The sequence below is a fragment of the Dehalococcoidia bacterium genome, assembly GCA_035528575.1.
Lineage (GTDB): Bacteria > Chloroflexota > Dehalococcoidia > E44-bin15 > E44-bin15 > DATKYK01.
In genome coordinates this window covers 41393-64422 of the sequence record DATKYK010000034.1, presented here as the reverse complement: position 1 = coordinate 64422, position 23030 = coordinate 41393, and the positions used below count along the sequence as shown (strand labels likewise).

At 54.2% G+C, this 23030-nt stretch carries 21 protein-coding genes and 1 pseudogene; 11 read left to right on the top strand and 11 right to left on the bottom strand.

What is annotated here, in order from left to right; all coding sequences use genetic code 11:
* Positions 1–24: 24 nt before the first annotated feature.
* The 5 genes from aroB to tgt all read left to right on the top strand — a co-directional run bounded on the left by aroB (position 25) and on the right by tgt (position 6814).
* Positions 25–1662: a 3-dehydroquinate synthase gene (aroB, locus tag VMX96_08530; GenBank protein HUU63942.1), complete on the top strand. Its 1638-nt coding sequence runs from the start codon at positions 25–27 to the stop codon at positions 1660–1662.
* Positions 1659–3407, top strand: a complete 1749-nt coding sequence (locus VMX96_08525; protein ID HUU63941.1) for a chloride channel protein — start codon at positions 1659–1661, stop codon at positions 3405–3407. The genes aroB and VMX96_08525 overlap by 4 nt, the downstream gene beginning before the upstream one ends.
* Positions 3408–3503: 96 nt before the next feature.
* Positions 3504–4391, top strand: coding sequence for a UbiA family prenyltransferase (locus VMX96_08520; protein ID HUU63940.1), 888 nt, complete (start codon positions 3504–3506; stop codon positions 4389–4391).
* Between the two features lie 83 nt (positions 4392–4474).
* Complete coding sequence (locus VMX96_08515; GenBank protein ID HUU63939.1) at positions 4475–5617, top strand: acyl-CoA dehydrogenase family protein; 1143 nt, start codon at positions 4475–4477, stop codon at positions 5615–5617.
* Positions 5618–5620: 3 nt separating this feature from the next.
* Complete coding sequence (tgt, locus tag VMX96_08510; protein ID HUU63938.1) at positions 5621–6814, top strand: tRNA guanosine(34) transglycosylase Tgt; 1194 nt, start codon at positions 5621–5623, stop codon at positions 6812–6814.
* Between the two features lie 106 nt (positions 6815–6920).
* On the opposite strand, the gene VMX96_08505 is transcribed toward tgt, so the two are convergent.
* The 3 genes from VMX96_08505 to VMX96_08495 all read right to left on the bottom strand — a co-directional run bounded on the left by VMX96_08505 (position 6921) and on the right by VMX96_08495 (position 9562).
* Positions 6921–7322, bottom strand: coding sequence for a cobalamin B12-binding domain-containing protein (locus tag VMX96_08505; protein ID HUU63937.1), 402 nt, complete (start codon positions 7320–7322; stop codon positions 6921–6923).
* 16 nt (positions 7323–7338) lie between these two features.
* Entirely contained in the window at positions 7339–7737 is a 399-nt protein-coding gene (gene mce, locus VMX96_08500; GenBank protein ID HUU63936.1) for a methylmalonyl-CoA epimerase, read from the bottom strand.
* Between the two features lie 169 nt (positions 7738–7906).
* On the bottom strand, positions 7907–9562 hold the full coding sequence (locus tag VMX96_08495) for a methylmalonyl-CoA mutase family protein (GenBank protein ID HUU63935.1): 1656 nt from the start codon (positions 9560–9562) through the stop codon (positions 7907–7909).
* Between the two features lie 197 nt (positions 9563–9759).
* Between VMX96_08495 and ruvB the strand changes: the two genes are divergently transcribed.
* The 3 genes from ruvB to VMX96_08480 all read left to right on the top strand — a co-directional run bounded on the left by ruvB (position 9760) and on the right by VMX96_08480 (position 12151).
* On the top strand, positions 9760–10803 hold the full coding sequence (gene ruvB, locus VMX96_08490; protein HUU63934.1) for a Holliday junction branch migration DNA helicase RuvB: 1044 nt from the start codon (positions 9760–9762) through the stop codon (positions 10801–10803).
* 69 nt (positions 10804–10872) lie between these two features.
* A complete protein-coding gene (locus VMX96_08485) occupies positions 10873–11412 on the top strand; it encodes an epoxyqueuosine reductase QueH (protein ID HUU63933.1) in 540 nt (179 codons plus the stop codon).
* A 211-nt stretch (positions 11413–11623) separates the two neighbouring features.
* Positions 11624–12151, top strand: a complete 528-nt coding sequence (locus VMX96_08480) for a prepilin-type N-terminal cleavage/methylation domain-containing protein (protein ID HUU63932.1) — start codon at positions 11624–11626, stop codon at positions 12149–12151.
* A 111-nt stretch (positions 12152–12262) separates the two neighbouring features.
* On the opposite strand, the gene VMX96_08475 is transcribed toward VMX96_08480, so the two are convergent.
* The 5 genes and pseudogenes from VMX96_08475 to VMX96_08455 form a co-directional block, all read right to left on the bottom strand.
* Positions 12263–13336: a SipW-dependent-type signal peptide-containing protein gene (locus VMX96_08475; GenBank protein ID HUU63931.1), complete on the bottom strand. Its 1074-nt coding sequence runs from the start codon at positions 13334–13336 to the stop codon at positions 12263–12265.
* Positions 13329–13874 carry a signal peptidase I gene (locus tag VMX96_08470; protein HUU63930.1) on the bottom strand — a complete coding sequence of 182 codons (546 nt, stop codon included), beginning with the start codon at positions 13872–13874 and terminating at the stop codon, positions 13329–13331. The genes VMX96_08475 and VMX96_08470 overlap by 8 nt, the downstream gene beginning before the upstream one ends.
* Positions 13875–14056: 182 nt before the next feature.
* A pseudogene (locus VMX96_08465) lies at positions 14057–14536 on the bottom strand (hypothetical protein).
* Between the two features lie 199 nt (positions 14537–14735).
* The gene (locus tag VMX96_08460; protein ID HUU63929.1) at positions 14736–15413 is read right to left on the bottom strand and encodes a TasA family protein; all 678 of its coding nucleotides are present in this window, start codon (positions 15411–15413) and stop codon (positions 14736–14738) included.
* A 673-nt stretch (positions 15414–16086) separates the two neighbouring features.
* Positions 16087–16914, bottom strand: coding sequence for a CFI-box-CTERM domain-containing protein (locus VMX96_08455; protein HUU63928.1), 828 nt, complete (start codon positions 16912–16914; stop codon positions 16087–16089).
* 699 nt (positions 16915–17613) lie between these two features.
* Between VMX96_08455 and VMX96_08450 the strand changes: the two genes are divergently transcribed.
* Complete coding sequence (locus VMX96_08450) at positions 17614–18165, top strand: response regulator (protein ID HUU63927.1); 552 nt, start codon at positions 17614–17616, stop codon at positions 18163–18165.
* A 269-nt stretch (positions 18166–18434) separates the two neighbouring features.
* On the opposite strand, the gene VMX96_08445 is transcribed toward VMX96_08450, so the two are convergent.
* Both VMX96_08445 and VMX96_08440 read right to left on the bottom strand, forming a co-directional pair.
* Positions 18435–18842, bottom strand: a complete 408-nt coding sequence (locus tag VMX96_08445) for a DUF1284 domain-containing protein (protein ID HUU63926.1) — start codon at positions 18840–18842, stop codon at positions 18435–18437.
* Positions 18843–19225: 383 nt separating this feature from the next.
* Entirely contained in the window at positions 19226–19693 is a 468-nt protein-coding gene (locus VMX96_08440; protein HUU63925.1) for a thioesterase family protein, read from the bottom strand.
* A 141-nt stretch (positions 19694–19834) separates the two neighbouring features.
* Between VMX96_08440 and rimI the strand changes: the two genes are divergently transcribed.
* Both rimI and VMX96_08430 read left to right on the top strand, forming a co-directional pair.
* Positions 19835–20527 carry a ribosomal protein S18-alanine N-acetyltransferase gene (rimI, locus tag VMX96_08435; protein ID HUU63924.1) on the top strand — a complete coding sequence of 231 codons (693 nt, stop codon included), beginning with the start codon at positions 19835–19837 and terminating at the stop codon, positions 20525–20527.
* 122 nt (positions 20528–20649) lie between these two features.
* Positions 20650–21720 (top strand): type IV pilus twitching motility protein PilT, encoded by a 1071-nt coding sequence (locus tag VMX96_08430; protein HUU63923.1) that lies wholly within the window; start codon positions 20650–20652, stop codon positions 21718–21720.
* A 79-nt stretch (positions 21721–21799) separates the two neighbouring features.
* Here VMX96_08430 and VMX96_08425 read toward each other — a convergent pair whose 3' ends face one another.
* The gene (locus tag VMX96_08425) at positions 21800–22807 is read right to left on the bottom strand and encodes a 4Fe-4S binding protein (GenBank protein HUU63922.1); all 1008 of its coding nucleotides are present in this window, start codon (positions 22805–22807) and stop codon (positions 21800–21802) included.
* Positions 22808–23030 lie beyond the last annotated feature (223 nt).

Below are 23030 nucleotides of genomic sequence, written 5' to 3'. Positions count from 1 at the left end.
CCAGGTGATGTGAAAGCGAGCTAGATGGTAGAAAAAGGTAAAAACGTCATTATAACCGGCTTCTCCTTCACCGGTAAATCAGTGGTAGGGAAAGAGGTAGCACGGCGACTGGGGTGGAATTTCATTGACAGCGACCAGGAGGTCGTCGCCCTGGCCCGAAAACCCATCCCCGATATATTCGCCCGGGACGGCGAGGAGCACTTCCGAAAACTGGAGCGGCAGGTCCTGGAGAAGGCGTGTGCCGGAAAAGGGGCAGTTATCGCCACCGGCGGCGGGGCGGTTGTTGACCAGCGCAACAGGGAGCTTTTCGCCCGGAGCGGGGCGGTAATCTGCCTTGAGGCAAGGCCTCAGACCATCTATAATCGCCTCCTCTCCTCACAGCAGGACAATGGCACCGTGGTGCGCCCGCTGCTCGCCGCTGCCGACCCACTGGAGCGCATTACACAACTGAAGGCGTCTCGCCAGCCCTACTATGCCACGGCCGACTGGTCGGTTTATACCGATATCCTCTCCCTTAACGAGGTCGTCGATGAGGTGGTTCGCGGCATGGGGCAGGCAAGCGCCCCCAATGGCAATGCCCCCTTCGTGGTCACCACGCCCACCGGGAGCTACCCGGTCTTCGTGGGCTGGGGTTTACTTGATGATATTGGCAGGAGGATGCTCCAGCTAGGTCTCAGCGATCGAGCCAGCATCATCAGTGACGAGAACGTATTTCACCACTATGGCCACCGAGCCTGCACAGCCCTGGAGCAGGCTGGCTTCGACGTGGAGTCATTCCTCGTGCCCACTGGAGAAACGACGAAGACCATCGATACTGCAGTGAAGCTCTACGACTGGCTGGTGGAGCGCCGTACCGAGCGGGTCCATGCCATCGTCGCCCTGGGAGGGGGCATGGTGGGCGACCTCGCCGGCTTCGCTGCCGCTACCTTCCTCCGCGGCCTGCCCCTGGTTCAGGTACCCACCTCACTCATCGCCATGGCCGATGCCGCCATTGGTGGGAAGGTAGCGGTAAATCACCCCAGGGCAAAAAACCTCATCGGCGCCTTCTATCAGCCCCGACTGGTCACCGCCGATGTGAGCACCCTGACCACACTTTCAGAGCGGGAGCTCGTCTCGGGATGGGCCGAGGTGATAAAACACGGCTTAATCCTGGATGCCGAGTTTGTCCAATTCCTGGAAGTTCATGCTACCGAACTTAAGGCTCTTGAGGCTGCACCGACCACAGAGGCAATAAGGCGAAGCGCTATGCTTAAAGCCACAGTGGTAAGCCAGGACGAGAAGGAGCAGGGGCGGCGCATGGTACTGAACTACGGGCACACCATCGCCCACGGGCTTGAGGCAGCCACCGAATATGAGCGCTTCCTCCACGGCGAGGCGGTCGCCATCGGCATGACCGGCGCTGCCATGCTCAGCGAGCGACTGGGGCTTATCCCGGCGGAAATCGTAACGCGACAGAAGCAGCTCATCGAGAGGTTTGGACTGCCTACCTCCTGCTCGGGTGTGAACCAGAACAGGGTGCTACAGGCTATGGCACTGGACAAGAAGGTGAGGGGGCGGGAGATAAAGTGGGTGCTGCTCGAGGGCATCGGCCGCACCACCTTCCGCAATGATGTTTCAGCGGAGGATGTGGCTAGTGTGCTCGAGGAGTTACTGACAGATTGATTTTTCAACTGGGAGCGAGGCTGCGACAGATCCCCGATTTCTGGCGCACCTCGGAGACGACCCGAGGGGTCACCCTGATCATCCTGGTAGGGTTTGCCTCGGGACTGGGGGCGGTGCTCTTCAGATGGTTGATCTTAGAATTTCATACGCTCTTCTTCGATGGCGGTGAGACCGCATTCGGCTTCCTGGGTAAATACTATGTGATCATACTCCCCGCATTAGGGGGGCTGGTAGTCGGGCTCCTGATCCGTTTCCTCGCCCGCGAGGCTAAAGGGCATGGCGTCCCCGAGGTGATGCTGGCAGTTGCCACGCAAAAGGGGCGCATCAGGCCGCGGGTAGCCGCAGTCAAGTCACTGGCCTCTGCCATCTGCATCGGGAGCGGTGGTTCCGCCGGGCGCGAGGGTCCCATTGTCCAGATCGGCTCCTCCATAGGCTCAGCCGTGGGTCAATGGTTCCGCCTGCCTGAGGACTGGGTCAGGTTGCTGGTTGCCTGTGGGGCTGCAGGTGGAATCGCCGCTACCTTCAATGCCCCCATCGCCGGGATATTCTTCGGGCTGGAGCTGATCCTGCGCCGCTTCACCGTCCGCAACTTCCTATTCGTCGGACTCAGTGCCATCATCGCCGCTGCGATCGCCACTGTCTTCCTGGGTCAGAGTCCCACCTTCACCCGGATACCGCCATACATCTGGAGCAGCGGCTGGGAACTACCCCTTTATATCCTGCTGGGTATTGCCGCTGCCGTCGTCGCCCTGGGCTTCGTTAAGACCCTTTACAAGTGCGAAGATATTTTCGAGGCATGGCGCTTCCCCGAGTATATAAAACCCGCTGTCGGTGGTCTCGCCGTGGGCCTGATCGGGCTTTACTACCCCCAGCTCTTCGGTGTCGGCTATGACGGGATGGAGAGTGCCATCCTGGGCGAGTTTGCCATTGGCTTGCTCGTAGCGCTGTGCGTTCTCAAGATAGTGGCTACCTCCTTCACTCTCGGGAGCGGCGGCAGTGGTGGCGTATTTGCCCCATCGCTATTCATCGGGGCCATGCTCGGGGAGGTCTTTGGCAGGGGAGCTAACGCATTGTTTCCCTCAATAGCTACCGAACCCGGGGCCTTCGGGCTTGTGGGCATGGGAGCGGTGTTTGCCGCCACTGCCCATGCCCCCATAACAGCCATCCTCATCATTTTCGAGATGACCCGCGACTATACGATTATCCTGCCCTTGATGCTGGCAGTAGTAATCAGCACCTATATCGCACGGCGCATGAGCCGTGAATCCATCTACACGTTAAAGGTACTGAGGAGGGGCGGTAGGATTATTGAGGGGGAGATGGACCCGCTGCAGTCTATCACCGTAGGGGAAATAATGACTCATGATTTCCCCACTGTCTCAACAGAGATGCCGGTTACCAAGCTGGTGCGCATGCTGGAAAGAACAGGGCATCACGGCTTCCCTGTTGTGGGCAAGGATGGAAGCCTCTATGGCTGTGTTACCCTGAGCGATGTGGAGGAGGGCCTGAAAAGGAATGTTCCCCACCAAAAGGTGGGCGATATTGCCACCAGCAATCCGGTTACCGCCTACCCTGACCAGAGCGTGCGTGATATCATGTTGAGGTTAGGGACTATGGATGTGGGGCGGATACCTGTAGTGTCCAGAGCCGACCCCTCCCAGATACTGGGTGTACTGCGCAGACATGATATTATTAGGGCATACAACAAAGCAGTGGCCGATGCCAGAAAGAGAGGGCCGGGTTAATCAAGTAATGCTGGCATAGAAAAGCATAAAGAGGCTGCCACCGCGACACGGGTGGCATGGCCGAAGAAGCTACTTTGGTGAAAGGAGCTTACCTAAGTGTTTATCCAGAGCATTCAATCAAGGGTGACATTCAAAACCATGCTTAACTATATCGAGGTGTTAAAGCCCCGCGAAACCGTCCTGCTCACCTTCATCGGCTTTTGCGCCGCGGTTATCGCTAGCGGGGGGCAACCACCAATAGATATACTCCTCCTCGCCACGCTGGCTATCCTCCTGGGGAGCAGCGGTGCCAACGGCATCACCAACTACCTCGACCGCGAGGTAGATGCCAGGATGCAGCGGGTCAGTCACCGCCCCCTCCCCTCAAAGAGGATATTCCCCGCCTGGAAGATGCTGCCACTGGCGATAGGTCTGTCGGTAGGCGCCCTGATTATAGCCTGGTTTCTCCACCCCCTCTGCTTTCTCTTCGGTTTATTAGGCATTACCGCCGCGTCAACATGGCGAAAGCGGATAACCTGCGCCTTTCCCCAGGGTGCAGTAGCCGGGTGCTCCCCGGTTCTAATCGGGTACGTGGCAATCAGCCACCAGCTGGATTTGACCATCCTGCTTCTCTGCATCCTGATCACGCTCTGGACCCCCCTTCACGTATGGAGCGTGATGATTGCCAATCGGGAGGACTATCGCCAGGCCGGGATCACCTACTTCCCCATCTCATGGGAGGTCAAGGATGCCATAAAGGTGCTCCTGCTACTCGCCGTGCTCCTCCTGGGGAGCTCCATCTCCCTCTACTACTTTAGCGATAGTGGTTTAGGCATGCCCTATCTGGTGGCGGCGAGCATCCTGGGGACACTGACGGTTTTTACCACCGCCCGCCTGGTGCTCACCGGCATTTCACACGATGCCTGGCGAGTCTATAAGCTAACCGCCTTCCCCTTTTTGGGCATCCTCTTCCTCACCATGGTCTTAGACCTCTGGCTACTATGAGGAGACCTTAATGATAACTAGAAAAGGGCTTCAACCTATTCCAGACTTAGTCAATACGAAAAACCTTCATTTAGGACGAAAAAATGGACTTTAATCTGGGCGAGCAAGAAAAAATGATCCAGGGCACTGCCAGGGACTTTGCCCATAAGTCGGTGAGGCCGGTGGCGATGGAGATCGATCGCAAGTGCGAGTTCCCCTTCGAGCTGGCCGGGGAGATGGGCAGCATGGGATACTTCGGGCTGCCCTATCCTCCCGGATACGGGGGCGCGGGCGCGGGGTACATCGGCTACGTACTGGTTATCGAGCAACTCTGCCGCATTGCCATGGTTGCCGGAGCCATTATCGGGGTAAACAGCCTGGCTGAGGAGAGCATCTTCCGCTACGGCAGCGAAGAGCAAAAGCAGAGATTCCTCGTTCCCCTTACTAAAGGAGAGAGGCTCTCCTCCTTCGCCTTCACCGAAGCGGCAACCGGCTCCGACCCCAGGGCCATCGAGACCCGGGCCCGACCCGATGGCGATGACTTCATCATCAGCGGTCAGAAGCAGTTTGTCGCTCTTGCCCCAGCGTCTCAGGTGGCGGTGGTCTTTGCCAGGAACGAAAAGGATGAAAAGGGGCGGTTGAGCGCCTTCATCGTAGATACTTCCTCCCCGGGATACAACATGCGACAACCCTGCGAGACCCTGGGGGTGAGGGGGCTCTCCCCTGCGGTGATTTACCTCGACGATGTTCGGGTGCCCAGGGGGAACCTGCTCGACGAGCCGGCCGCAGGTTATGGGATCATGCTGGAGGCGATAAGTGTGGGGAAACTGGCGGTGGCCGCCGAGGCGGTGGGGGTGGGACAGGGCGCCCTGGAGCTCGCCTTAAACTATGCGCAGGATAGGAAGGCCCATGGCAATCCCATAGCGGAGCTGCTCTCGATAAAGTGGCTGCTCGCCGAGATGACATCGCGAGTGGAGGCGTCACGGTGGCTGACCTATAGGGCAGCCTCTCTCCGCGACGGGGGAGGTAAAATAGCGAAGGAATCGGCAACAGCGAAGCTTTTCGCCTCTCAGGCAGCGGTCGAGGTTACCGGTATGGCGATGCAGGTCCATGGGGCTTACGGATACATGAAGGATATGGAGATCGAACGGCTGTATCGGGATGCCAAGCTTACCGAGATCTATGAAGGGGTCTCCGAGATACAGCGGGTAATCATTGCCGATCACCTCCTGCAGGAAAAGGGCTGAGAGTTGAGCTTTGAGTTAATAAAATCCTGCCCCCGTACCGGGGCGCGCGCCGGCATGCTCACCACCCACCACGGCTTGGTGCCGACCCCTGCTTTCATTCCGGTGGGCAGCCAGGCAACGGTTAAATCCCTTACCCCCCAGGAGTTCTCCGCCCTGGGTACAAATATAGTTCTGGGGAACACCTACCATCTCTACCTCAGGCCCGGCATCGCGGTCATCGAGAAGCTGGGGGGTCTGCATCGCTTCATGAGCTGGTCCGGCCCCCTGCTTACCGATAGCGGAGGCTACCAGGTCCTCAGCCTGGCCCACCTGCGCCGGGTAAGCGACGATGGGGTGCTCTTCCGCTCCCATATCGATGGCAGCGAGCACTTCATCACCCCGGAGCTCTCCATACAGTTCCAGGAGGCGCTGGGTGCCGATATTATCATGGCCTTCGATGAGTGCCCCCCTTATACCGACGACCACAACGCGGTACAGGAGGCGGTAGAAAGAACCCATCTCTGGGCAGAGAGGTGCCAGAGGAGCAGGCAAAGGGTAGACCAAGCCCTCTACGGGATAGTTCAGGGAGGCGCCTTCATGGAGCTTCGCCGCCATTCAGCGAACTTCCTTACCGCCTCAGGCTTTGATGGCTATGCCATCGGGGGGCTGAGCATTGGCGAGCCCAAGCAGGTAACCTACTCTATCGTGGAGGAGACAGTATCACTGCTCCCCGAGGACAAGCCTCGCTATCTAATGGGTGTAGGCTCACCTGAGGACCTCGTCGCTGGCGTCTCGATGGGGATCGACATCTTCGATAGCGCCCTGCCCACCCGCATCGCCAGAAACGGAGGGTTCTTCACCCGTAACGGCAGGAAAATCATAAGGAACGCTCACTTCAGGGATCGTGACATCCCTCTGGATGAGGGGTGCGACTGCTATACCTGCCAAAACTTCTCCACAGCCTACATTCATCACCTTTTCCGCTGCGAGGAGCTTCTGGCCTACCGGCTCGCCACCATCCACAACCTGCGCTTTATAATGAGGCTTATGGAAGAGATGCGGAGGAGCATAACTAACGGGAGCTTCCCCTCATTTAAGGATTCATTCCTCGCCAGCTACCGGCCTACCGATGAAGCGGTGAGGCTATCCCAAAGAGAGAAGGGAATGAAGTGGCGGGGCAAAAAGTCTGGTATTGACGCTAGCAATGGAGATGCTTAACTATGATCAATTCACTAATGGTGAGACTATATATAGATTACCCGCTCGGCAACCAGCTCCGGGGGAAGTTTAGTTTCACCTGCCGCTTCGCTATCTAACCTACCTATCACGCCTTCTCTGACACTACAGCGCCCCTGATATAGTCTACAATCTCCTGCGATGGCGTGCCGGGGCCGAAGACGGCACTAACTCCTATCTGCTCAAGCAAGGGGATATCATCCTCCGGGATTATTCCACCCGCAACCACGGTGACATCCAGCCCCCTCTCTTTGATCTGCTCCATAATGGCGGGGAGGAGGTCCCGGTGCGCACCGGAAAGAATGCTGAGGCCCACAACATCCACGTCCTCCTGCAGGGCGGTTTCAGCGATCATCTCCGGTGTCTGGCGAAGCCCACTATAGATAACCTCCATTCCTGCATCGCGCAGGATACGCACCACGTACTTGGCTCCCCGGTCGTGTCCATCCAGGCCCGGCTTGCTAATCAACACTCTGATGGTTTCTGCCATGATAATCCTTCCTATCTCAGACCTTCTCAACCAGCTCGATGAGCACCCCTTTGGTTGAACGGGGATGCAGGAAGCCGATCTTACCAGCTAGTCCATCTCTTGCATGCCTATCGATAAGCTCCACGCCCTTTGCCGCCAGTGACTTGAGCTCCTCATCGATGTTGTCCACCTCGATACAGATATGATGAATGCCCTCCCCCTTCCTCTCAATGAATTTAGCCACCCCCCCCTGGGGGTCAGTGGGCTCCAGAAACTCGATACTGGTGTCGCCCACATGGACAGTTGCCGCCTTAACCCCCTGGTCGGGGATATCCTCGATATGCTCCACCTTTAGCCCCAGGACGCTGTCAAAGACCCCCAGCGCCTCATAGAGACTCTTTACCGCAATCGCTATATGATCAACCTTCTTAAGCACCTTTTGCCTCCTCTTTTTCGCCTTTCTCGCGCTTAGGTTACCTGTATCCAGGATACTCGATTTGCTTTACTTGCATTATCCTTTTCATAAAGCAATCAAGTGAAATACTCCGCAGATTAGCGCCGACAACTTCCTCTCCTTCCAACGCTTTATTCATACGGCAAAACACCTAGAATGCAGCGATTTCCCGCTGCTCCCCGAAGACACCCCGCAGCACATCGCATATCTCGCCAATGGTAGCATAGGCTGCCACGCACTCCAGAAAGGCAGGCATGGTATTCTCAGTTCCGCGGGCAGCCCCTTCGAGCTTCTTCAGGGCAGCGCCCACTGCATCGCCGTTCCGTTCCTGTTTCACCCGGGCCAGGCGTTCCTTCTGCCGCTTCGCCACTTCGGGATCGAGACGAAGCAGACCGCTCGGCTTGGGATAGGAGGAGACGAACTTGTTAACCCCGACCACGACCCGCTTCTCGCTCTCGATATCCTTCTGATAGCGATATGAGCTTTCCTGAATCTCCCGTTGCGGGAATCCCTGCTCGATGGCCGCCAGCGCGCCGCCCATACTATCTATCCTCTCGATATACTCCATCGCCTCCGCCTCCAGCGTATCGGTCAGCGACTCCACAAAATACGAGCCCGCCAGCGGATCCACGCTATCGGCAACCCCGCTCTCATAGGCCAGCACCTGCTGAGTTCTCAGGGCAATGGTTACCGCCTCCTCGCTGGGCGTGGCATAGGCCTCGTCGCGGGAGTTGGTATGCAGCGACTGTGTCCCCCCCAGGACAGCGGCCAGCGCCTGCATCGTGGTGCGGATTACATTATTATCGGGCTGCTGTGCGGTGAGAGTGCAGCCACCGGTCTGGGTATGAAAACGCAACATCCAGGAGCGGGGATCCTTAGCGCCGAAGCGCTCCTTCATGATCCTGGCCCACAAGCGGCGAGCCGCCCGAAACTTGGCTACCTCCTCAAACAGGTTGTTGTGGCTGGCAAAGAAGAAGGAAAGCCTACCGGCGAAGTCATCCACGTCGAGCCCTACGTCAATGGCAGCCTGAACATAGGCGATGCCATTGGCCAGGGTGAAGGCCAGCTCTTGAGCTGCTGTAGCCCCCGCCTCCCTGATGTGGTATCCACTAATGCTGATGGTGTTCCAGCGCGGCACATACTCCCCGCAGTATTTGAATATATCGGTGATCAACCTCATAGAGGGGCGGGGCGGCAATATATAAGTACCGCGAGCGACATACTCCTTCAGTATATCGTTCTGAATGGTGCCATTGAGCTTCGCCGGGTCAACCCCCCGCTTTTGCGCCAGGGCAATATACATCGCCAGCAGGACAGGGGCAGTGGAATTTATCGTCATCGATGTGCTCACCCTATCCAGGGGGATCTGCTGAAACAGCACCTCCATATCACCCAGCGTGTCGATGGCAACACCGACCTTCCCGATCTCTCCCCGGGCAAGCGGATGGTCGGAATCATAGCCGATCTGGGTGGGAAGATCAAAGGCAATGCTCAGACCGGTTTGCCCCTGCTCCAGCAGATAGCGATATCGCTCGTTTGACTCCTCGGCGGAGGCAAACCCGGCGTACTGCCGCATTGTCCAAAGCCTTCCCCGATACATAGTAGGCTGGATGCCACGGGTGAAGGGGTACTCGCCAGGGTAGCCAATGCGCTCACTGTAGTCCTGCCCATCGAGGTCCTCAGGGGCGTACAGGGCCTTAACCTCTGTTCCCGATGTAAACTCGAATCGCTCCTGTCGCTCAGGGGCCTTTTGTAGCGCCTTTGCCAGCGCCGTATCCTGCCATTCATGCTTGCTTTTGCTCGGCATAGCACCTCCCACTTATAGATTGTGAACGAATTAACTAGCTTGAGTTTATCCTATCTTTAGATAGGTGTCAATCGGGGAATATACGGGGTCTAGCTCTCATACTTCTCCCACTCCATAGCCTGAAAAGTGCTTAGAATGTCCTGGACACCGCACAAGAATCGTTTGATTAATGGTAGCCAAATTATTATAATAAATCGATGTCTTCACAAGATGGCACGGAGCGAGTTGTATCGGGGAAGCCCAAGGAGGAGGATGTCTCCCTGGATACCACCCTACGCCCCAAGCGTATTACCGATTTTCTAGGGCAGGAGAAGGTAAAGGATAACCTGAAGATCGCCATCGCCGCCGCCCAGGGCAGAGGTGAACCACTGGATCATATCCTGCTATACGGACCCCCGGGCCTGGGTAAAACCACGCTGGCCAACATCATCGCCGCCGAGATGAGGGTGAACATCAGGACCACCTCAGGACCCGCGGTAGAGCGCACCGGAGATATCGCCGCCATCATCACCAGCCTCAAAGAGAACGATGTCTTATTCATTGACGAGATCCACCGCCTCAACCGGGCGGTGGAGGAGAAACTCTACCCCACGATGGAGGACTTCGTGCTTGACCTCATCCTGGGCAAGGGGCCGGGGGCAAGGAACCTGCGACTCAATCTGCCCAGATTCACCCTGATCGGGGCCACTACTCGCTTCGCCATGCTCAGTCCACCGCTCAGGGACAGGTTTGGAGTGGTCTATCGACTCGATTTCTACGATGAGGAGTCCATTGCAGCAATAATCAGGCGCTCGGCGCGCATAATGGGGATCGAGGCCGAGGAGGGTGGCATCAGTGAGATAGCACGACGCTCCCGAGGCACACCCAGGGTGGCGAATCGCCTGCTCAGGAGGGTCAGGGACTACGCCCAGGTGATAGCGGAGGGGGTGATCACCCAGAAGGTGTCTCTCGAGGCACTATCCCGGCTTGAGGTGGACAAACTGGGGTTGGATGAACTGGACCACAAGGTACTGCTGACCATTATCCAGAAATTCGATGGCGGGCCGGTGGGGCTGGACACTATCGCCGCCTCCATAAGCGAGGAGGCCGATACTATTATGGATGTCTATGAGCCATACCTGTTGCAGTTGGGCTTTCTGGAGCGAACCCCCAGGGGAAGGGCGGTGACCCGCCACGCATATGAGCACCTGGGGCTGCCCTACAAACAGCCACCACAGCTAGGCCTGTTCGAGCAAACATGAATTTTCCAAGACTTTTTAAGTAACCTTGGCAACTACCGTCCAGGGCAAATCTAAATTCCGAGACACGAAATGAACCAAATCCTGCTTCATTGCTGCTGCGGCCCCTGTGCCACCTATACGGTGAACCGGCTCAGGGAAGAGGGGTTTCAGGTAACCGCTTTCTGGTACAACCCCAACATCCACCCCTTCACCGAGCACCGTAGTCGCCTGGAGGCGATGCGCACTCTGGCACAGTTAGTGGAGCTACCGCTCATCGCTACAGAGGGCTACGATATGATCGCCTACTTCCGGGCGGTGGTGGGACACGAGGATGAGCGCTGCGGAGACTGCTTTAAGATGCGCCTCAGAAGGACCGCCGCAGTTGCCCGCGAGAAGGGTTTTACCAGCTTCACCACCACGCTGCTGATCAGCCTCTATCAGAAGCATGAGCTGCTGCGCGAGGTCGGTGAAACGGCGGCGAAAGAGCAGGGCATCGATTTTCACTACGAGGATTTTCGAACTGGCTTCAGGGAAAGCCAGCGCCTATCGAGGGAGCTGAATCTATACCACCAGAAGTACTGCGGCTGCGTCTATAGCGAGTGGGAACGCTTCGGAAAACCCACCCGCTAATTCGAAAGGTAGACGGGGGAAATAACTACATTGTACTATATGAGACCGCTGAAAAAGAGGTGTAGGATACTTCCTGCCGGGGGTCTCCCCGATGTATCGGGGCAGCTTTAAAAAGTCCCCCAAGATTGGGGGATGAGGGGGTTGATTGAGACTATTTCAGCAGTCTCTATCTTTAAAAGCATGTTTATGTATTGAAAGGAGACGCGTGGATATGAAACGTATAAAGAATTTAGGGCTCATGCGCCCTGGCGGCAAGCGTGGCTTCACCCTGATAGAACTCCTGATCGTGCTGATAATAATATCCATCCTCGCCAGTATAGTAGTCCTATCCGCTGGTGGTATAGCCGACCGGGCCCGTCAAATCGCTTACGACGAGGTCAGGTCTCAAATACAGAACGCAGTCATCGTCCACCTGATTTCATCTGCGAGTTTCCCCGTAACCGGCACTACAATTAATATAGATGGGGACCCCTACAACATCATTGACATCTGCGCGCTGACCGGCCCAGAGGGACTACTAACAAAGGTGCCTACCGGTTGCTGGCAGGGTACCGCTGAGGACGACGACAACTGCGCTGGGTCGGGAAATGCAAGTTGCACCGGCTGTGAGACTGAGGCGCACTACACTTGGGCTATCGGAACCAGGGGAGAGGTGATCTCCGTGTGCAAAAATACCGATGCCAATGGTGGCGGTTGCAGCAGCGATGCGTCTGATGACTACCAGGGTGTTTGGCCGTAATCGCCGATGTGTGGTGAAACAGACAGAGCTTGTTGGTGAGAAGGCAATCGAGCGCGGTAGACATCGCCATCATTTTAGCGGGTGGGTAATCCATCCTCTGTTGGGTATACGCTATGGACTTGGCGTTGGCTCCGGTGTCGGTTCTGGAGTCGGTGTAGGCGTTGGCTCCGGTGTGGGCGTTGGCTCTGGAGTAGGTGTCGGCCCAGGTGTAGGCGTTGGCTCTGGAGTGTGTGTTGGCTCTGGCGTGGGCGTTGGCTCTGGAGTGGGCGTTGGCCCAGGCGTAGGTGTTGGCTCTGGTGTGGGCGTTGGCTCTGGTGTGGGTGTTGGCTCTGGTGTCTGTGTAGGCTCCGGTGTGGGTGTTGGCTCTGGCGTAGGTGTTGGCTCGGGTGTGGGTGTCGGCTCTGGCGTAGGCGTTGGACCCGGTGTAGGTGTTGGCTCTGGTGTGGGCGTAGGTGTTGGTTCCGGTGTGGGTGTCGGCTCTGGCGTCGGTGTTGGTTCCGGTGTGGATGTCGGCTCTGGCGTCGGCGTCGGCTCTGGAGTAGGAGTAGGCTCCGGTGTAGGTGTTGGCTCTGGCGTCGGTGTTGGCTCTGGGGTGGGCGTAGGCTCTGGTGTGGGCGTAGGCATAAGCTCTCCCTCCGCCACAGCAACCGGTCCAAAGGGGTCGGGTAGTATTGAGCCATCGCTCATGATGAAATCGATGATGAAAACCTTCCCCTCCATGTTCTCATCGAAGGTGAAATCGATCTTGTATTTTTCCTCTGGTGCAATGGTGCAATTTCCAATATCCAGTTCCGTCCCAGAGGGCTTCTCACCAGTCCATTCCACCTCGCCCCAAAACCAAATGTTCACTATCCGAATATCCGCCCCATTAGGAGTCCAGCTAACCTTGACCTTGTCTATGGTGATGTTATATTCACCGCCGTTTCCAATCTTCATGCCATGAAGTCTGGTATGAGCACCATAAGGGGACCCAACCAGCTCGGCCTTATCTTTGTCCACGACCAGGTCATCGGCCTCATGCCACCAGACCCCTGCCTGAATGGTGACACTGGTCGTCTCCGTATCGCTGAAGTAGGCCCGGCTGTCTCCCACATCCATCGAGGCCGCCGTCAGCAAAAGCTGCATCGAGTTCACCACCAGCAGAAGGGCTACGCCCAGAATGAATATGATTCGAACCTTACTCATTTTGAAGCCTGTCTAACATAACGTTTTCACGTTTTCGCCGCAAATCCCTGGAGGCAATAAAAATGTTCCTCAGCTCGATCCCGATGATGATAGCAGCCGGTATGCCGATGAGGAGACCAAGGCCGAGCGTGCTCCTAACAAAGTCCGTAAAATATCCCGCGTAAGGGACGCTCACCCACACCCTGCCCACGACATTCTGCGCCGGCACAGTGTAAGCATCGGGTTCCTCATTGGCATCGCCCTTGGTGCGAAATACCAGTCCGCTTTCCCCATCGATCACCTGCGTCACCCTGTGGGTAACTCTAACGCTGGTATCGGTGGGGGGTGCAAAGGTGATAATATCTCCCTCGCTAACGGTTTTAGGCTCTACCGGCCTTATCACCGCCAGGCTTCCCAGCTTTATTGCCGGCTCCATGCTGCCGCCATATACAGCATCGACCTGCCAGCCGACCTTCGGGCCAACGAAGATACCCACCGACACCAGGATAGCCATCACCAGAAGCACGGTTGCCAGAGCCTCAAAAATCCTTGTCAGCATTTACCCTTCTACCTTGTCGCTGTTCGAATAACAAATTATGAAGATTCCTTCAATAATACCCCACTACGGGTGCCCCCCGATAAATCGGGGGGCACCCAATCAAGATGCCGTTGCAGCATAACTTACTGGCTACTCTACTGGTTCACTGGTTCAGAGTGAATACGAAGTCGCTGACCAACTGATCACCCTGATAGTCGTTGTCGGCGGTTGGGTGGAACTTTAGACCCAGCTGGAAGCGTCCGGTGCCAACCGGGGCCGGTAGGCCCGATGATGGGATCCTTCTCCAAGTCGTCCAGGTCTTTCCACCCGTTACTCTTGACATCCTCGAAGAGGAGCAAACAGTTGATTACGCCAGCGCCATCTTCGTATTCCATCCACGTTACCTGCATGAACCAGTCCATGTCGGTGGTGCCCTCTTCCGTGTCCGACTCCGGGCCAAGAGGGTCGATGACGGTGTTAATCACCGTGATGTCCAACGTGCTTGCCGGTACCGAGCCCACGTTATTCAGGCCGAGTTCCTCTACTGTGCCTGTGAGCTCGTCTCCCGGCTTCATGTTCGACATCGTCCAGGTTGCAGTGACGCCGTCCCCCCAGGGCTCACTGTTGTCCTTCAACTTCAGGTCAAGGGTTCCAGCAGTGAAAGTGTTTCCCGTGCTGGTCTCGGTGTCCTGAAATCAGGCAAAGGTGCCGGTTCCTACCAACCCTATCACCAGAAAGGCAGCCAGCATTGAAAGCAGAAGCTTTCTCAGCAGAAACTTCTCCATATTGACTGACCCTCCTTTCTAGTGTCTAGGGAGAGTAGGCAGGACAGGGAGGTTGCCCTGCCCTACCTCTGCTGACCGGTTAGGGTTGGGTTACTGGTTAATGCTTCTGACTTACATTATCTTGGACCCCCTCGAACTCGATATCAAACGAGCACGAAGCTCCTTGATAACTATTTCCAGCAGCATCCGCGAATTTGAGCACTAGGTAAATCTGGTAAGTTCCGCCTACCGGTATAGCAGGGTTGCCCGCGGGTACCACATCATAGCCATCACCAGTGCAGTAGTCTACCCAAGTGGTGTCTCCCACCCACGAAGCGAGTATCAGCTCCTTGAGTGTCAACGGTTGCAGGTTATCACCCACCAGCTTCCATAGATCCTGGGTTGGTTGCATACTGTCTATCCAACCATACCCGGGTATGTACTCATTATACTCCACAACCTCTATTACTTTAGCTAGGTCAGCAACAGTGTAGCTGTAATTGTAGTAGGTGGTGAACAGGTAGTTAATGGGGATACTTCCTACATTACGCAAGCTAATTACGCCAGTAGTAAAAGTCTCTCCTGGTGCCCAGCCACTTGGTGACTGCCATGATGCAGTAACAGGAACACCATTATTCCAACCTTCATTGTTATCGGCTATCGTCATGTTCAAAGTTCCGGCGGTCATGACGTTGCCGGTGCTCTTCTCGGTGTCGCTGAAGTAGGCCATGGTGCCACCGGCAACAATGGCAACAGCCACGGCAATCACCATCACGCTAATTAGAATCTTTTTCATCTTTCTTTTTCTCCTTTTTTATTTTAGCCTCTTCCTCATCGACCCCCGTACCGTATGCGTCACCTCATCCAACAGCCACGTGACGCTCCTCACGGGCAGGAATCTTCGGCTTCTTCACTTCTATTCAGTTTTCGTTCTATCGCCCTCATCGACCCCCGTCACAGAGAGCAACCCTATCAATTAAGGGTGAGTCATGCTTCCTGCCGGGCAGGACATATCAGCCTTTGTTAACTATCTATTATTAAGTTTGAAAGGTTCGAAAAGCTCAAAATAAAGAGCCGGCTGTACCCCGCATCAGGCGGCACGGCCGGCTCAATCCATTTGACTTTTCTAGCTATTTTTGTTAGAATAACAAATGGGCGTATAGGTGCTGTGCGTGCCTGATGCCTTTGCCCCGGTGAGCCAACACTCATTCGGGGCTATTTTATATTTATATTATTATTAACTAAGAATTATCTCCCCCCCTGCATCTCCTAAGTGAAAACCAACCCTCAAACAACCTCTTATTTAGCCTAAGCTAATCAACAAACAATATGCGCCATCATTAACTTCATCAACTATTTACGAAAATATCTCCCCACATCATCTTGATACAAGCTACCTTTATTGTCAACCTGCATTATCGCTCATTTAGTTTCGGTTTCCTACACAATTTGCTGGTAAGGCTGGCGTCCTAATCTCCCCAGAGAACCTCCGTGGCTTCGACTAACGAAGCAACCGGGTCAACCAGGAGCTCCCTTACCAGAGTCCTTAACCCCTCGTGCTCCGATATGAAGTCCGCTACCGGAGGGCTGGTCTGGTAGTACCACTCCACAAGTTGAGAGCCCACTTTGCTTTCCAGCAGCACCTCATCCCTGAAGGCCCGTAGCACATCGATCTCCGAAGCACTCGCTGTGCCATAGGCAGCAGTGGCGATGAAGCAGGGCCCTTCTCCCTCAGGGGTAGTCTCGGCATAGAGCTCAGCCCAGTCAACGGCTAGCTGGCCGTAAGTGGGGCAACCACTCCACGCCGATGCTGTACAGTCTACCTTCACCGTTATGCTTCCGCTCAAATTCAGATCGGATATGCTGATATTGTGGGTGTACCATGTCTCAGGGTCAATTATAGGGTCCGGATCGGTATAGGTCTTGACTAGATGAGAGTTCACATACACCTCGAAACTGTCGTTGCCACTTCCGTCAAGCACGCTCAGCAGCAGTTCTGTAGCGGTCATTCCTGTGCCGGTGTCTAGGGTTAATGATCCCCAGAACAGTTCAGGGTTACTACACTCCGAGCCATTCACCGTGCAGCGGCAGTCGTCGATCCCACCGTAACCCCCTCCACTTGTCGCAGGTTCTATAGGACCCCATCCTTGCAGGTTATGGCCTGCTTCGCTTGTTGTGTCGCCGATGTCCACATAGTCCACTGGACTCTGGGCGCTGACCACAGATACTGCTACCGCCGCTGCCAGCGATAAGACCAGCACCAGGGCCAGTGCCACATAAACTATCCTCGCTTTCACTTCTTCACTCCCATTCTACTTTGAAACCTAACCGACTCTACTCTAACCCGCTGAATTTAGCTGATTATCTTTGCCTAAAATATTGTCCATGAGGCAGATAACGATGGTGAAGCGGAGCTTGAAAATAAAAAACCTTAAGCTACGGGCTTCTACACCCCGCTTAAAGGTTCTTTTTTTAGGCAAAACCACAGAATCACCATAGGCCATCACACTTCCCTGAGCCGATATTCTTTTTTTTGTGTGAATCCCCAGTTTTGCCTATCTGCAGGAAGCGCCCCTGGCGAAACGCTCAATTTCATGCTAACACAAGATGCGCCATTTGTCTGTCGGGAAAGTATGTATTTTTTGTGGGGAAAGTATGTATTTATTTGTGTGGGGAATTCCCTTACAAATAAGTGGTTTTTTGTAGGGAGCGTATGTATCCTTGTGGGGAGGGACGTTTTGACACACGTCAATATCATAATGCACGGCAACAGGCTGTCAGGTCCTAATAATGCGAATTGCCTGGATGCGAGCTAGTCCACACCTCCTTTTTTTTCACCTCCCCACCCATTACGTAGGGAATTAGATGCTATCTTAATCACCTAACATTTCGGACTTGACTTTTGCACAAAATTACATTATTATAAATATCTTAGCATATCCTCTTAACAGTTACCATTTATTAACGCTAATTAATAGGGAGTGGGAGTCAAGAAAATGAACGGGAATCCAGTAAGGATGATCAAGGTGAAAGAGGTAGCCGCTATACTTAATGTGCACCCAAATACGGTGAGGCAATGGGGGGATAAAGGGCTTATAAAAAGCTATCACGTTGGCCCCCGTGGCGACAGGAGGTTTCGACCTGAGGACATCGATAATTTTCTCAGCATGTGGCGAGGGGATGGGGAAGGAGTACTCGTCGTTGACGATGATGTTAAAATTCTGCAACTTATTGAAGATGTTGTTGTAGGGCAGGGTCACAAGGTTACCTGCTGTGAAACGGGCGAGAGGGCCCTGGAGGAGATAAATAGGAAGCGATTCGACCTGATATTCCTTGACCTGGTGTTGCCTAATATGAGTGGATTGGAGGTACTACGGGAGATAAAGGCCAAGAACGGGAGAACAGTCGTGGCTGTTATTACGGGATATGGCGACTACCCCATAGCCCTGGAGGCTATGGCGCTTGGACCTATGTATTTCATCAGGAAGCCCTTTCAGGTACCCGAAATCCTTGAGGTTCTTAACGCGGTAATGGGAGTAAAGGTTTAGGGCGGTTAAACCCCTCAGCCTTCTAACATATTCGCAGTAACGGCAGCTTTGATAATGTTCCTCTGAAGTCCCAAAAGGTTACTTTTCATCCAGAGTGACTACCGTTTTTCTAGCTTCAAGCATTTAATTATCCGAGGCCTTTTAATTTTCGCTCAGCTTTATTCTCAGATTCGCTTAAACTGCTCCACGCAATCTTCACCTCCAGATCAAATCGCCTCTCTCAGCTTTATTTCTACTCCAAAATCGCCGACCTATCTCGATATTGAATATTACTCCCTCAACCTCTCAAGGCCAGCCACGCAGTAGCCCAGGGGCAGCCACTGGCAGTCCTGGCATATCTGCTCCAAATCCCGGCGGCTTATAGAGGAGCGAATCCTCTGCTCAACAGCGGACCAGGTTACTTTATCACCCGATACCAACCCCAACCTCATCATAACAGCGCGGTCCCGCTTCTTTACCATCTCTTCCGATTGAGGACCTTCTTCACGGCAGCCCCCATCCTTGAGGAAAGGGCAGGGGGTACAGATATCATCGGGCTCACTGATTACCTCGATCAGGGTCTCTGGACATGAGAGGAGCTTAAATACTATTTTAATCATATCTTGCAGAAACTCGGGGGAATAGCCCAGCCCCCTGAAGCCAAGGAGGCAAATCAGATGATGCGCCCGTAACATCATTCGCCTACGTCTCCTCTCGGTAGTTTGCAGAGAAATGCCCGCCAGGGCATCTCACCCCAAGAAGCTCCCGTGTTCGGATATCTATCTCGCATTTATCACCATATGCATGACCGTCACATAGGGACTAGCATGCTTTTTGTAGTGAAGGCAGAACTGAGGTAGATTGCATAGTGAATGGGTGTACGTACGTGATGCGGTTATAAAACTTAAAGTAAGAGTCAACCTAATGGCGGCAAGCTATACGAGACGTAGCATATTAACTGAGACAGATGGAATAGTCTCAATCAACCCCCTAATCCCCCAATCTTGGGGGACTTTTTAAAGCTGGGGGACACCCCCAGACCCCCGGCAGGAAGTATCCTGCACCTCTTTTTTAGCGGTCTCTAACTAACTGTATATGTTCCTGTACCGACTGCAATAAGATGCTTTTCCTCATTGCACAATTCCATACGTGTGACTGCTAACTTTTTGCCAGTTCGTAGGACGGAAGCGGTTGCCGTGAAAATCTTGCCTTTACCTGGTCGCAGATAGTCAATGCGCAGGTCAACGGTACTCATGTTTTTCAGTCTTTTCACCTGTTCTTGCACGGTTTGTTCTTTGATATCCTTTAATACACTCCAGGCAACTATAATGCCCCCAATAATATCTATCACGGCCGCGATAACCCCTCCATATAGAATACCTTGCCCTGGATATCCGCACAGTTCATCTCGCATTGCAAGTTTGATGCATATACTGTCAGTGTCCAGCGGCTCAACCGTCATGCCCAAGAGTTCATGGAAGGGATGATACCTTGTTAGAAGGCCCATCGCTCCCTGTAGTCTCTGGTTCTCATCACTCATATCTTGCATAGCCCAGGTCCTCACTTTTAACTTAGAAATTCGACTGAATTTGCATTCGGTAGACTTGCATGATATATACTGCCGATATACACCCAGTTTGTCAAGTTGACATCAGAAGGAGCGTAAAAAGATAGCGGCAGGTAGCACAATATGGTAACATTGATCCACTATCACCCTAACGAGGATACCTTGAGCTATACAGTACGACCAATGCGGTTGGCCGATGTTCCCCAGGCCACCGAGATCGATCAGGAATGCTTCCCCACTCAGTGGCCTCCACCACCCTACAGAAGTGATCTCCTGTTCAACAGGCCAGCCCGTTACCTGGTAGCTTGTGAGAATGAGAACCATGCTGCGCCATTGGGAAAAAGGGAGCAGCGCGGCTCCCCGCTCGACCACCCCCGGGTAGGGGCAAGACGCCTCTTTTACAAAGCAGGGGCATCTCCTCCCAGTCAACTAGTTGTTGGCATCATTGGCTTCTGGCTCATGGCAGGGGAGGCTCATATCACCACTATAGGGGTACGACAGGCATATCAACGGCTGGGGATCGGCGAACTGCTGCTTATTTCCGCAATCGATCTGGCCCTAACACGGCAGGCCGAGGTGATAACACTGGAGGTGCGCCTCTCCAATATAGCAGCCCAGGAACTCTACCAAAAATACGGCTTCACCAAAAGGGGGGTTAGAATAGGTTATTATACCGATAATCGAGAGGATGCCGTTATTATGACCACAGACACGCTCACCTCTGCCCTCTTTCAGAGCCAGTTCCAGCTACTGAAGCGAGCCTATGCCGAGAGATGGAGAACAGCAACTCGCATTCTGGATCGAAATATTGGTTGAGGTATTGACAAACACCTCCGAAATATACATAATAAGATAATGTTATTTATTATACTATGTATATATATTGACAAATATAACACAATATAGTAAGATAATGCAAGCAAGGTTAAAGAGCTAACATGCATATCGATGATTTGCTACGGGATACCGTAGAAAGAGGTGCGTCAGACCTTCATCTCACTGCCGGTGTTCCGCCGGTGGCACGCGTCGACGGTGAACTAGTTCCCAACGATAGTCTGCCAAGCCTAACCGCCCAGGACATGGAGCAGATCCTTAAAGATACTACCACTGAGGAACAAAGGGTGACATTTGAACGGGAATGGGAACTGGACTTCGCCTATAGCATTTCGGAAGTTGGACGCTTCCGCGCCAATGCCTGCATACAGAGGGGTACCATTAGTCTCTGCTTCCGTATGCTTCAAACAGATCTCCCCGAAATTGAGCAGCTAGGGCTGCCCGATGTATGCAAAGACCTGGTCTTGAAGGAACACGGGTTGGTGCTGGTCACCGGCCCCGCAGGTAGTGGCAAATCGACCACCCTTGCCGCAATGATCAAGCATCTCAATAGCCTGAGGAGCCGAAGTGTTGTCACCATCGAAGACCCTATCGAGTTTCTCCATAAGAACGATAAATGCTTAATCACGCAACGAGAGGTTGGGACCGACACCATGAGCTTCGCTAACGCCCTTAAGCACACCCTGCGCCAGGACCCCAATGTTGTCCTGGTAGGAGAGATGCGGGACCTGGAGACCATCGCCATAGCGTTAACCGCTGCGGAAACCGGACACCTTATTCTCGCCACGCTCCACACTCCCAGCGCCCCTCAAGCCATCGACAGGGTCATCGACGTCTTCCCCCCTTACCAACAGCAACAGGTGCGAGTTCAGCTCTCCACCGTTCTGCAAGGTGTGCTATATCAAACACTGATTCCGCGTCTTGACGGCAGAGGGCGTGCCGTCGCCGTGGAGGTTATGGTCGCCAACGATGCCATAAGAAACCTCATTCGGGAGTCGAGGACTTCCCAGATGTGGAGCACCATGCAGACGAGCTCCCGTTATGGCATGCAAACGATAGATCAAGCGATAATGCAACTATACCATAGACGGATCATCTCCCTGGAAGAGGCACTCAGACGGTGTCAGGAGCCAGATTCGGCAAGGAAGTCGCTTGCCCGGACCGTGGAGCGTTAGTAGTGCTCTTGGCGCCCCTAACCACTGTGTATTCCAATTAGCCAGCGCGTAAGCGATCTTTCCTGGATATCCACGCTCTCTATGCTTGCTCCACCTTCATGATAATAGCACCAGGGTCGCAGACGACAGCACACAGGCCGCAACCGAAGCACTTTGCCAAATCGATCGTGGCCTTGAGCTTCCTGGATGTGGAAGACTTCTTCATTTCTATTGCCTCAAAAAAGCACCGCTCCACACAGTCCTGGCAGCCGTTACAAAGCTCCTGATCGACTTCAGCACGAAAACGGCTCTTCTCCAGAATTTGCTCCATATTGCCCAGCTTGATGCCGATAGCGAAGATGGCACAGCAATCGCGGCAACAGTTACATATCTCATTCAGACGACCGTATGCCGCCATGGGCCAGGTGTGTATCAGGCCCACATCCTCAGCTCGATCGGCGATAGCGACGGCCTCCTCCGCGGAAATCCTGTTTCCGGCACCCCGATTGATGGCATATTCCGCTCCCCGGTTGAATTGAAGGCAGACATCAATCGGGGCATCACACCCCCTCATCGACCTGCGGCAGCTACAGGGAATCACTGCGATGTGGTCTGCTCCTTTAATTAGCTCCCTGATATTCTCCTCGGGTAAAAGCTCGCCGTCCGAGATTTCAGGGCTCCGCTCGATCGCCTTCCAGGCGGGAAGAACCCTGATAAACTGCACATACGAATCCCCGAGGCCGCTTGCCATTCGCTGAATCCACTCAGTTTCCTGAAGCTCCTTCCACAGGTCCAGAATCTCGGTATCGATCCATTTCTCATCGCTAGAAAGCGTGGAATCATGCAGCTGCGTCACATCTCGGGCGAAGCAAAACCCCTTACTGGTGGGGATGACCAGTCCTCTCTCCATGAACTCCTCGAGCTTCCGCTGCACCGTCTCCTCGTCCGTTCCCGATTTACGGGCCAAGTCAGATGGCTCAGCCGGTAATTGGAGCAGCAGCCTACCCTCATCAGGGGTAAAAAGCTTCTGCAATACCCGGAGCAGACTTTCCGACCCGGTATAATTCAGCCTCTTAACCAGTTCGGTGTATACATCGCCTGTTTCCATTAGTAACCTCCTTCTGCAACGGTGCCCAGCAAACTTTACCCTGTTTGCCTGAACGCTAAACTACTAACAATGTGCTCCTTTTTGTGCACGTTCCATTTTACGATAGAAAAATTGTGCGGGCAAGCCTCTGTGACCAGCACATCACTTACCCGTCACCCCTAGCCATTTGTTACTGCCATTGCCAGGAGCATTAGCCATCAACTATACCCCCTCCCCCAATCAC

Excerpts from the sequence above, each read along its gene's own strand:
- aroB (HUU63942.1), top strand. The coding sequence starts at position 25 with ATGGTAGAAAAAGGTAAAAACGTCATTATAACCGGCTTCTCCTTCACC.
- VMX96_08515 (HUU63939.1), top strand. The coding sequence starts at position 4,475 with ATGGACTTTAATCTGGGCGAGCAAGAAAAAATGATCCAGGGCACTGCC.
- VMX96_08505 (HUU63937.1), bottom strand. The coding sequence starts at position 7,322 with ATGGCAGAAACCATCAGAGTGTTGATTAGCAAGCCGGGCCTGGATGGA.
- VMX96_08495 (HUU63935.1), bottom strand. The coding sequence starts at position 9,562 with ATGCCGAGCAAAAGCAAGCATGAATGGCAGGATACGGCGCTGGCAAAG.
- ruvB (HUU63934.1), top strand. The coding sequence starts at position 9,760 with ATGTCTTCACAAGATGGCACGGAGCGAGTTGTATCGGGGAAGCCCAAG.
- VMX96_08485 (HUU63933.1), top strand. The coding sequence starts at position 10,873 with ATGAACCAAATCCTGCTTCATTGCTGCTGCGGCCCCTGTGCCACCTAT.
- VMX96_08480 (HUU63932.1), top strand. The coding sequence starts at position 11,624 with ATGAAACGTATAAAGAATTTAGGGCTCATGCGCCCTGGCGGCAAGCGT.
- VMX96_08475 (HUU63931.1), bottom strand. The coding sequence starts at position 13,336 with ATGAGTAAGGTTCGAATCATATTCATTCTGGGCGTAGCCCTTCTGCTG.
- VMX96_08470 (HUU63930.1), bottom strand. The coding sequence starts at position 13,874 with ATGCTGACAAGGATTTTTGAGGCTCTGGCAACCGTGCTTCTGGTGATG.
- VMX96_08460 (HUU63929.1), bottom strand. The coding sequence starts at position 15,413 with ATGAAAAAGATTCTAATTAGCGTGATGGTGATTGCCGTGGCTGTTGCC.
- VMX96_08450 (HUU63927.1), top strand. The coding sequence starts at position 17,614 with ATGAACGGGAATCCAGTAAGGATGATCAAGGTGAAAGAGGTAGCCGCT.
- VMX96_08445 (HUU63926.1), bottom strand. The coding sequence starts at position 18,842 with ATGATGTTACGGGCGCATCATCTGATTTGCCTCCTTGGCTTCAGGGGG.
- VMX96_08440 (HUU63925.1), bottom strand. The coding sequence starts at position 19,693 with ATGCAAGATATGAGTGATGAGAACCAGAGACTACAGGGAGCGATGGGC.
- rimI (HUU63924.1), top strand. The coding sequence starts at position 19,835 with ATGGTAACATTGATCCACTATCACCCTAACGAGGATACCTTGAGCTAT.
- VMX96_08430 (HUU63923.1), top strand. The coding sequence starts at position 20,650 with ATGCATATCGATGATTTGCTACGGGATACCGTAGAAAGAGGTGCGTCA.
- VMX96_08425 (HUU63922.1), bottom strand. The coding sequence starts at position 22,807 with ATGGAAACAGGCGATGTATACACCGAACTGGTTAAGAGGCTGAATTAT.